General features: G+C 55.9%; 9 protein-coding genes. 3 read left to right on the top strand and 6 right to left on the bottom strand.

Features of this window, described 5'->3' with window-relative positions; genetic code table 11:
- Positions 1-121: 121 nt before the first annotated feature.
- Positions 122-424 (top strand): hypothetical protein, encoded by a 303-nt coding sequence (locus B3P58_RS06710; protein WP_145469758.1) that lies wholly within the window; start codon positions 122-124, stop codon positions 422-424.
- An 89-nt stretch (positions 425-513) separates the two neighbouring features.
- Positions 514-2,712 (top strand): CHASE2 domain-containing protein, encoded by a 2,199-nt coding sequence (locus tag B3P58_RS06715; RefSeq protein WP_286716575.1) that lies wholly within the window; start codon positions 514-516, stop codon positions 2,710-2,712.
- Between the two features lie 64 nt (positions 2,713-2,776).
- On the opposite strand, the gene B3P58_RS06720 is transcribed toward B3P58_RS06715, so the two are convergent.
- Positions 2,777-4,405 (bottom strand): FecR family protein, encoded by a 1,629-nt coding sequence (locus B3P58_RS06720; RefSeq protein ID WP_286716576.1) that lies wholly within the window; start codon positions 4,403-4,405, stop codon positions 2,777-2,779.
- An 11-nt stretch (positions 4,406-4,416) separates the two neighbouring features.
- Positions 4,417-5,811, bottom strand: a complete 1,395-nt coding sequence (locus B3P58_RS06725) for a tetratricopeptide repeat protein (protein ID WP_286716577.1) — start codon at positions 5,809-5,811, stop codon at positions 4,417-4,419.
- A 353-nt stretch (positions 5,812-6,164) separates the two neighbouring features.
- Between B3P58_RS06725 and ccoM the strand changes: the two genes are divergently transcribed.
- Positions 6,165-6,284, top strand: coding sequence for a cytochrome c oxidase subunit CcoM (gene ccoM, locus B3P58_RS06730; RefSeq protein WP_286716578.1), 120 nt, complete (start codon positions 6,165-6,167; stop codon positions 6,282-6,284).
- 100 nt (positions 6,285-6,384) lie between these two features.
- On the opposite strand, the gene B3P58_RS06735 is transcribed toward ccoM, so the two are convergent.
- From B3P58_RS06735 to mrdA, 4 genes are all read right to left on the bottom strand, one after another.
- Entirely contained in the window at positions 6,385-7,158 is a 774-nt protein-coding gene (locus B3P58_RS06735) for a septal ring lytic transglycosylase RlpA family protein (protein ID WP_286716579.1), read from the bottom strand.
- Positions 7,155-8,129, bottom strand: coding sequence for a lytic murein transglycosylase B (mltB, locus tag B3P58_RS06740; RefSeq protein ID WP_286716580.1), 975 nt, complete (start codon positions 8,127-8,129; stop codon positions 7,155-7,157). The genes B3P58_RS06735 and mltB overlap by 4 nt, the downstream gene beginning before the upstream one ends.
- An 11-nt stretch (positions 8,130-8,140) precedes the next feature.
- The gene (rodA, locus tag B3P58_RS06745; RefSeq protein WP_414716563.1) at positions 8,141-9,283 is read right to left on the bottom strand and encodes a rod shape-determining protein RodA; all 1,143 of its coding nucleotides are present in this window, start codon (positions 9,281-9,283) and stop codon (positions 8,141-8,143) included.
- On the bottom strand, positions 9,283-10,387 hold a 1,105-nt coding region (gene mrdA / locus B3P58_RS06750), incomplete at its 5' end, for a penicillin-binding protein 2 (RefSeq protein WP_286716582.1). The genes rodA and mrdA, both read right to left, overlap by 1 nt.

Below are 10,387 nucleotides of genomic sequence, written 5' to 3' on the forward strand. Positions count from 1 at the left end.
AGCCGTCATACCGGAGCGGCTGCGCCGAATAAAACTGAACAGATTCAAACTATGGTATGAGGGTTGCAATACTTCGTTTAACTGAGACTTCTGATAGTAGCTATTAACCGGAGATGATTGCATGGAATTCAACCGTCATAACATCGCTTTGCTGCAAAAGATCAAACGACTGGCGAAAGACGAGCAGGGATGCGTGATTCACTTTGATTCACCGTCCCTTGAGCATGACCTGCGTGTTCTGGTGCAAAGCGGCGTCAGCCGTGATTTGCTGGCCCTGATTGAAGAGTTTCTGCCAACCCAGGAGCCACCAGAGCTGCATGAAATCAGCCATGTATACCGTGGCAGCCAGCGCCTGATGGATGATTCTGAGCGGGTCAGCAAACGTACCCAGCGTGTGTACCGCGGTCAGGTGGTGATGGCCTGAACTGCGGCTGGTGCGACATTAAAGTGCGCCTGTGCTAGTGTTCGCCCAATGCAGGGACGTTTCTGAGGGACTCTATGCGCTGGGGATCATTGTCTCGCACGCGTCTGCCCATTTTATTGGGTGTGTTACTGACCGCTTATTTTATTCTGCTGAGCCTGCAGCCCGGGCAAAGTCCCGGCCATTGGCTGAAACGACTCGACTTTCTGCTTTACGACCTGCGCTTTAACGCAGCACTCGACTGGCATCCGCCCGAACGTGGCGAGCAGCCAATTATCATTATCGACATCGATGAAAAATCCCTTGCCCATGAAGGCCGCTGGCCCTGGAGCCGGCACAAACTCGCCGATCTGGTAACCACACTGGCGCAGTATGGCGCAGTGGTTGTGGCCTTTGACGTGGTGTTCTCTGAGCCGGAACGTAACCCGGTGGACGATATCCGCAAGCGCCTGGCGGTTGATGGTGAGCGCTGGCAGGCGCCCGAAGGATGGCGCCGGCAGGTTGATGCCGATACTCATTTTGCACAGGAATTACCGGCGACCGATACGGTGCTGGGTTTTTTCTTTCTTGATGAGGGCAATGTGAGCGTGGGTCGTTTACCGGCTCCGGTCTACCGGTTGCCGGTGGAGGCTGCCAGACGTTCGGTGGTGATCGCCAAGCCGGGCTATGCTGCCAATCTGCCACTGCTGCAGGATGCTGCCGCCGGTGCTGGCTTTGTCACCACCTTTGCCGATGCTGATGGCGCGATCCGCCGGGCGCCACTGGTTATCCGCTATGGTAACGATCTGTACCCATCGCTGGCACTGGCGACGGTGATGGCTTATCTGTTCGACCGCACCTTGCAACTGGAAACGGTTGCGTTGGGCGATGTTGATGTACTGCGCTATGCCGGTGTCGGGGGACAGCTGGCACGTACCGATGCCGCTGGCCGGGTGATTGTGCCCTATAAAGGGCCAAAGCGTACTTTTACCTATTTTTCTGCCACCGATGTGCTCAATGGCAATATCAGCGACGATGCGCTGGAAGGTGCCATTGTGTTGGTGGGCACCTCAGCCCTCGGTTTATCGGATCTGCGTGCCACGCCGGTTGGTACGCAGTATCCGGGGGTGGAAGTACATGCCAATGTGATCGAAGCCCTGCTTAATGATGAATTCCCATACCGTCCGGAATGGGAAGCGGGTGCGCTGCTTGCCCAGCTGTTGTTGTTTGGCATAGTGCTGTCATTCTGGCTGCCACGGCTTGGGCCTTTCAGTGCCATGTTGCTGAGTGGTCTGGCGGTTGTACTGGTGATCAGTGGCAATTTTTATCTGTGGTCCTATCAGAACCTCGATTTACCGCTGGCAGCGGTATTGCTGCTGGTTGGCGGGCTGACCATTGTTAATCTGGGGTATGGCTTTGTCAGCGAGAATCTCAGCCGTCGCTTACTGAAAGGGATGTTCGACCAGTATGTACCGCCGGCGCATATCGAGCGCATGATGAATGACCCTGCGGCTTATCAGTTTGCCGGGGAAAGCAAAGAGCTGACGGTACTGTTCAGCGATATCCGCAGCTTTACCAATATCTCTGAAAATCTGTCGGCCGCTGATCTTAAGGCACTGCTTAACAGCTACTTCACGCCCATCACCAAAGTGATTTTTGATAATGAAGGCACCATCGATAAATACGTCGGCGATATGGTGATGGCTTTCTGGGGCGCGCCACTGGATGACGAACGTCATGCCTGTCATGCGGTACAGGCAGCGCTCAGTATGCAGCGCGTTACGGCCTCGCTGCGTGAGGAATTTATTGCCCGAGGCTGGCCGGCGATTGAAATCGGTATTGGAATTAACACCGGGCCGATGAATGTCGGCGACATGGGCTCCTCCTACCGCCGGGCTTATACCGTGCTGGGGGATGCGGTGAATCTGGGCTCAAGGCTGGAAAGTATCACCAAGTTTTATGGCGTGCCGGTTCTGGTTGGTGAACAGACCCAGGCGCAGGCGCCGGAGTTTGTGTACCGCTATATCGACCGTATTCAGGTGAAAGGCAAAAACGAACCCATTCGTGTGTATCAGCCACTGGGACTGGCCAGCGAAGTGGATGAGGCAACACGCCAGGAACTGGCCTTGCAGCAGCAGGGGACCGAGCATTATTTTGCCCGCCGCTGGGCGGAAGCTCAGCAGGTTTTCAGTGAACTCTGGCAGCGCCAGCCACGGCGTTTGTATCAGGTGTACAGCGAGCGTATCGAACATCTGCGTCAGCAGGATCTGGGCGCGGACTGGGATGGGGTTTTCCGTCATACCGAGAAGTAACACGGAAAACCCGGGCCGTTGTCAGGCGCAGAGCAGGGCGTTTATAGCTGCCTGCCGCCGGAGTTCAGGGCTGCGTTAACTGCGTCTGCGGCCAGGCAACAATACCGGCGGCGCTGTTGCCGCCGACATCCACCAGATAGAAATTGCCAGTGAATACTTCTCCGGCCGGAGCAACCAGTATGCCGTTGAAATAGCTGGCCGCCGCATCCAGTACCGGACCCCCTTCACCGTGTGAACCCGAGCCGAATTTCATCTCTACCAGGGCGCTGTTCTGATTGCTGCCGCTGGCGCGGATGCTGCCGGTAAAGTCGGCATTCCAGAAGTTACCGCCAATGCTCTGGCCACTGCCGGTGGCGTCCTCATAGCTGGCACTGAGAAAGCCGTTACTGATGGCGCCGCTGGCGAAATCCAGCGTGAAGCTACCATCGGCGTAAAGCAGCTTATTGCCTTCGCTGTCGATGCCCAGTGCCTGGTTGCCGCCGAAAGAAACCGTGCCGTCGGTCGGAATATTGCTTTGCAGCGCAGGTTCGGCCACAACCCACATTACCGGTGAGGTGACCGGGGTAACGGTCAGTGAGTTTTCATCCAGCTGCTGGCTGACCGGTACGTCTGTTGCGCCATTCCAGATGCCCCATTCCACCCCGGCCAGCCCGGTCAGTTCGGAAGGCAGCTGCGTGGCATCGGTGAGGCCGCTGTAGCGGGTGATGTCGGTGCTGTTAGTATCATCGACGGAGACAAACACCAGCTCGCCACGTTCATCACGGAAGGCCTGCACGGCAACGGACTTGCCGTTTACGATCATGCTGCCGAGGGTGGTGCTTTCTTTATAGGCGTTGAATTCTTCCAGGGTCAGGCGTACATCCGGAGAGTTCTTGATCAGGTTACCACCGTCGCCCAGTGCCTCTTCGCTGCCACTGTTGGCATCCTGATCGAAAGGGTTGGGGACGGCATTATCCAGCATGGCGTTGTTCAGCGGGAAGCCGGCAAAAACGTCGTCAGCCGGAGGTGGCATCTCCCCCTGAGGCGATTCGCTGCTGACGCCGGTGATATTCGTGGCAGAGATTTCCGCGTCCGGGCTGTCCAGTTGCTGAGGCGCAGACAGCATGCCCTGGAAGCCCTGAGCACCGAGCACACCGAAGTTAAAGTCGGCATCCTGACCAAGGTTAAAATTACCCTGCCCGGAAGACAGGCTGATGCCGCCTTTCCAGACGCCGGCGAGCAGCTGCCCTTTGGCCAGCATGACGCTGTAGAGCGTACCGCGGATACCGATGCTGGCGACCGGAGTGTCGACCTTATAGGCCTCTTTATTGCCTTTACCTATGCTGCCGGTCAGGGTGCGGAAGCCGCCTTCGACCAGTTCCATCAGCACTTTTCCGCCCTGACCATCGGCGTCCTGTTGCTGGTAAGCATGAATGCTGAGCTGGCTGTTTTCCTGCAAGGCGAGCAGGGCGTTGTCGATAAAGCGGATCTGTACGCGGCTGCCGGAACCGGTGCGGATTATATCGCTGGGGTACACCTCATCACGGCGCTTCAGGCTGCGGCGGCTGCCATCGGCGGCCTGTGCGCTGACATCCCCTTTGACCATGATGATATGGCCGGCCAGTTCAGCTGCGCGGGCAGAATTCAGGGCAAACAACATGGTCAGAATAATCATTGCCTGCAGCAGACAGGCTGAGCGTGTAATCCGGTGCATGGTGGCCTCCATCAGAATGTCCAGTTGATGCCCGCTTCGAACAGCGTGCGCTCATATTCGTATACCGGAAGGTTACTGGTGTAGCGGACCTGACTGGCCTGGGTATACAGGGTCAGATCGGGCGACAGGGTGTAGCCATAACCGGCGACCAGCTGGGTCATCTGGTCGGCACGGGTTTCGCCACCGGCCAGCAGATTATCGGCCGGGAAAGCCCCCTGAAACTGGTAGTCACGCAGAATCAGGCTGGCGTACAGGCTGCTGTGAATGCTCAGCAGCTGTTGCACGCTGAGGTTCAGACCGAGGGTATCGCGAGCCTGGTAGTCCTGCTTGCCGTCATCACTGGCCAGTACCAGAGCAAACTGGCTGGAAAAAGAGCCGTCGGAGAACATTGCGCCGGCCTGCAGTTCGGCCTGCAGCAGATCGAGATCATCATTGAGCCTGTTGTCCTGACTGCTCAGGGTCAGCCGGGTCTGGCTCTGCCAGGCGTGGTTCAGCTGGTAATTCCATTCGAGGTTGGCCGAGATGTCTGACAGCAGGTTTTCTCCGCCCAGCCAGTAATGGCTGTAACGTCCGCCGAAACGCAGATTATGACGGCCACGGAGCATACGCATGCCGCCACTGGCGTAGAGATTATCCAGATCGAACAGGTCGTCGGCGGTGTTGTCTTTGCGGCTGGCGCCAAACTGCAGGTCAACAGCACTGCGCCGGGTCAGCGGGCTGATATAGCTGCCCTGAGCGCGCAGCTGATAATAGCCACTGCTTTTGGCGCGCTGATCACGGCTCAGGCGGGCGGTCAGTAAGCCATCGAGCAGGTCGATTTCATTAAGATCGGTGGCGGTGTTGTAGTTGGAGTCATAGCCGCCGCTGAAAGAAACAAAACCTGCCCAGGCCGGCATGGCGGTCTGCTGCTGTTGCTGAATGCGCTGTAAAAACTGGTCAATGGTGTCCTGCACCTGAGCGGGCGGGTCGCTGCGTTTGACCTGACGGAATTCCTGTTCGGCGGCGTCGTAGTTGCCCAGGTAGTAGTAAGCACGCGCTAACTCCAGACGATAGCGGGCAACGCCGGGGTAGTTGCTGCTCAGGCGTTCGAAACTGAAGACCGCTTCGTTGAAATAGCCAAGCTGGGCGGCGCTGAAGGCGTAGTAGAAATCAAAGGATGGGTCGCCCTCATACAGGCTGAGCAGCGGCAGAGCCAGCTGATAGGCGCTCTGGTAATCATGACGCTGAACCAGCTGCGACAGTTGCTGATTGGCCGCGGCCAGTGTCGGCGCTGTTGTTTTGCTGTTAGCGGTGCTGATTGCCGGAGAGGTCGCTGGCGCCGTTTGCTCTGCGGCCTGCAGGACAGGCGCTGCAAGCAATGATCCGCACAGCAGCAGTGAGGCAGCGTGTGTTATTGGTCCTTTCACCTTGTCGAGTCCTTTATGGTCGCCAGTGTGTCTAGTGTGCACTGCCTGACGCTAAATACCAATAAGTGGAGGCTGTCTGCTGCGACAAAGGGAACAGGGCCGGCAGGGATGAAAGCCGGGCCTCTTGTTGATGTTCTTCTTATTTAAATAGCAAGGTTCGCACCATTAGTCATGATAACTATGTGGTTATTTGATGTGCATCAAGCTCTGTATCAACCTCATCTCGGGGCGATTTTTTCGTTGATATACATCAATTCCGCCTCTCAGACCCTTGCTAAAGTGAACTCATCGCAAACGCAATGACGTTGTCATCAACGCCCCGAATGGCACGGCTTAACTGAGAGGTGAGCACTATGTTTATGGATGAAGTTGTATTTTCCGGCCTGATTATTGTTGCCCTGACCTGCGCCTTTTTTGGCGGTGTTTACTGGGCTGTGAAGAAAGACATCGAAAAACACGGCACTGGCGAATAAGCCGGGCCTGCACGCTTTAGTTTTACTGTTTCTGCGCTGAGTACCTTGCCTCTGGGCCTGATGTTTATCGTCATGGCCCCTTTTTTTTATGTGCGCCTGATCAGTTCAGCTGATGCGCGGCCAGCAACAGTGGCTGGCGGATATTCAGCTGATCCAGACGGTCCAGCACCGCCTGCAGATCGTCTCCTTCCGGCACCGGCCCGATGCGTACCTTATGCAAACCGGCACCACCATCCTGAGTACTGATACTGACCGGCCAGGTCATGGGCGCCAGTGAGCGCTGCAGACTGGCCTGCAGACGCTGAGCGGCGGCGGCATCTGACAGTGCGCTGACCTGCACCCAGCGTACGCTGTGGGCGTGTGGAGGAGTGACGACTTCCACATCGACCTGAGCGGTACCCATTTTATTGATACCAAGACGAACGGCCGCCGCGTAGGAAAGGTCGATGATGCGGCCTTCGTGAAACGGACCGCGGTCATTTACCCGCACAATAATGGATTTGCCGTTATCCACCCGGGTAACACGCACATAGCTGGGTAATGGCAGAGTCTTGTGCGCGGCGGTGAATTGGTAAACATCATAAATTTCACCGTTGGATGTACGGTGACCGTGAAATTTCATGCCATACCAGGAGGCAATGCCGCGTTCTTTGTAGTTGTTGGCACTGTCCATCACCCGGTATTCCTTGCCGAAAACTTTATAGCTGCGTGGGTTACCCATGCTGCTGCGCGGTTCGGCTTTGGGTTCCGGCTCTTTCAGGTTATGGATGTCGGCAACGGTTGCCGGGGTGAAATCGTTGGCGTGCTGATAACGCGAGGTGGTACAGCCTGCCAGCACCAGAGTCAGTGCCAGCAGAAAAGAAAGCGCTCTCAACGCAGGGCCTCACTCAGCTGATACACCGCCATGGCGTACAGACGGCTGTGGTTGTAGCGGGTGATAACGTAGAAGTTATGTTCGCCGAGCCAGAATTCGGCGCCGACTTTACCCTGGAGGCGGATAAGATTGGCGGAACGGTCATCCGCGATCTTGATCGTTGGTTCAACGCCCAGTGCCTTTAATTCAGCAGCCGTCCATTTCGGCTTAAGGCTGTCGTTGATGATGTCTTCGTACTTTTTACCGCTGACGCGCACACGCTGAGTGACGGCTTCACCGCTGCGCCAGCCGTGGCGTTTGAAATAGTTGGCAACACTGAAAATAGCGTCGGCCGGGTTGCCCCACAGATCGCGTTTGCCATCTTTATCGGCATCCACGGCGTAATGCAGGAAACTGGTCGGAATAAACTGGCCATAGCCCATGGCGCCGGCGTAGGAACCTTTGATGCTGGCCGGATCGATTTTTTCATCGCGGGCGAGGGCGAAAAAGGCTTTTAATTCACGCCAGAATAATGGCCGCTGCGGATAATCAAAGGCCAGTGTGGCGAGGGAATCGAGTACGCGGTAATTTCCCTGGCGGGTACCGTAAAAGGTTTCGACACCAATAATGGCGGCGATAATGTGTTTATCGACACCGTATTCCTGCTCTGCTTTCTGCAATAAAGCGGCGTGTTCCTGTAGAAAGGCTTTGCCGGCCGTAATGCGTTTTTTGGTCAGGAAAATATCCTGATATTCGTCCCACTCTTTTACTTTTTCGGCCGGCCGGGCAATGGCTTCAAGAACGGAATCCAGCTTTTCTGCATGGGTCAGCCAGGTGCGGATTTCGGCCGGATCAATTTTGTATTCTTTGCTGGCTTCAGCAATAAATTCTTCACTGCGCGGATGCTGATCGTAAGCCGCAGAAACGGGCAGGGCAGCGCATAACAACAAAACGCTGCTCAGTGTGTTCAGGGTGTCACGGAAAAAACGCATAAATCTGTATCCTAATTCTGCCGGTGGGTGTACATGGACATAATTAAGCCGAAAGCCGTCAGCAGGCTGACTACCGAGGTGCCACCGTAGCTCACCAGTGGTAAGGGTACGCCGACCACTGGTAATATGCCACTGACCATACCTATGTTTACGAATACATAGATAAAAAACGTAACGGCCAGACTACCGGACAACAAACGGCCGAATAAAGTTTCGCAGCGGGAGGAAAGATAGAGACAGCGCATAATAATCAGAAAATACAGGGTCAGCAGAGCCAGTACACCAATCAGACCAAGTTCTTCTGCCAGTACGGCGATAATAAAATCGGTATGGCTTTCCGGCAGAAACTCAAGCTGTGACTGGGTTCCCTGTAAAAATCCTTTACCGTCGATGCCACCGGAACCGATGGCGGTCTTTGACTGAATAATATTCCAGCCGGAACCGAGCGGATCACTTTCCGGATTAAGAAAGGTCAGAACGCGCTGTTTCTGATATTCGCGCATGACAAAAAACCACATCAGCGGCGCACAGGCTGCGACAACCCCGATCATAGACAGGATTAATGTCCAGGACATGCCGGCAAAAAACAGCACCAGAATACCGGACGCACTGATCAGAATGGAGGTGCCAAGATCGGGCTGTTTCAGAATCAGAATGGTCGGCAAACCGATAATCAGCATGGCTTTAAACAGATCGAAAAAGCGCGGCGGCACCGGCCGGCTCGCCATATACCAGGCAACGGTTAAGGGTAACGCCAGCTTAACCAGTTCGGATGGCTGAAAGCGTGGCAGGCCGGGCAGGGCAAGCCAGCGTTGCGCGCCTTTGGCGCCCACACCCATCAGCAGTACACCGATCAGCGCGATCACCCCGATGGCAAAGGCCCAGGGCGCGACGGTCTGATAAAAGCGTGGCGGAAACTGGGCGGCGACAATTAAGACGATAAAGCCGATCAGAAAATGCAGCGCCTGACGTTTGACCATGGTCATGTCCTGACCGCTGCCGCTGTACAGAATCAGCAGACCACAACCGGCCAGCAGCATAATCAGCAGCAACAGAATCAGGTCGACGTGCATGCGTTCGAACCAGGCGCGGCTGCGGTCAAAACCATGCTGGTGATGGCCGCCCATGGTGCGGCTGAAATCGGTATTAGCCACTAGCCTTCTGCGCCTCCGAGATATTCGTTGATAATGCTCTGTGCAATCGGGCCGGCGGTGCGGCCAGCAGATTCACCGTTTTCGATAACGACGGCGATGGCAATTTCCGGTTTTTCCACCGGTGCAAACGCAATAAAGAGCGCATGGTCACGCCAGCGTTCACGCAGGGATTCGGAATCGTATTCCTCATCCTGTTTAATGCCGACCACCTGAGCGGTACCGGTTTTACCGGCAATCGGGTAACGCAGCTTGCTCAGCAGGCGCCGGGCAGTACCGTGGGTGCCGCTGATAACCTGTTCCATCGCGTGGTTCATCTGCTCCCAGTCCTGCGGATTTTTCAGCTGAATATCGGCGATATCACCGTGTGGAATTTCATCGGCCACATCGTTATGCGCCAGAATCAGACGCGGCACCTGCCACTGGCCACGGTTGGCCAGCACGGCGGTGGCGGTGGCCAGCTGCATCGGGGTGACCAGCATAAAGCCCTGACCGATACCGAGGTTGACGGTATCGCCGGCGTACCAGAAGGATTTTCTCTTGGCACGTTTCCAGTCGCGGTCGGGCAGCAGACCCGGTAAGGCGTTGCTGATATCCAGGGTCATATTACGGCCAAAACCGAACTGGGCCAGAAAGGGTGACAGGTTGTCGATACCGGCACGCACCGCGACGTCGTAAAAATAGGTATCACAGGATTCGACAATGGCGCGCTGCAGGTTCACTTTGCCGTGGCCGCTGCGCTTCCAGTCACGGTACAGGCGTTCGTCATTTTCCAGCTGATACCAGCCCGGATCATCGATACTCTCGTTCCAGCTGGTAATGCCGGAGTTCAGTGCCGCTAAGCCAACGAAAGGCTTGAGAGTGGAGGCTGGTGGATACTGGCCACGGATTGCCCGGTCAAACAATGGCAGATCGGGATTGTCACGCAGGCTTGAATAATCTTTGTGTGAGATTCCGGTAACAAATAAGTTCGGATCGAAACTCGGGTTGGAGTACAGACTGATAATACCGCCGGTTGCCACTTCGATTGCAACCAGAGCGCCACGCATCCCCTTCATTTCTTTTTCTGCCAGCTTCTGCAAGCGGCTGTCGAGGTGCAGGCTGATG

Origin of the sequence: Thalassolituus sp. UBA2009 (assembly GCF_002335285.1) — a bacterium.
Taxonomy (GTDB): domain Bacteria; phylum Pseudomonadota; class Gammaproteobacteria; order Pseudomonadales; family Oceanobacteraceae; genus Venatoribacter; species Venatoribacter alkanivorans.

What these genes read in the sequence shown, in the direction of transcription:
- B3P58_RS06710 (WP_145469758.1), top strand. Translation starts at nt 122, where the DNA reads ATGGAATTCAACCGTCATAACATCGCTTTGCTGCAAAAGATCAAACGA.
- B3P58_RS06720 (WP_286716576.1), bottom strand. Translation starts at nt 4,405, where the DNA reads ATGCACCGGATTACACGCTCAGCCTGTCTGCTGCAGGCAATGATTATT.
- ccoM (WP_286716578.1), top strand. Translation starts at nt 6,165, where the DNA reads ATGTTTATGGATGAAGTTGTATTTTCCGGCCTGATTATTGTTGCCCTG.
- mltB (WP_286716580.1), bottom strand. Translation starts at nt 8,129, where the DNA reads ATGCGTTTTTTCCGTGACACCCTGAACACACTGAGCAGCGTTTTGTTG.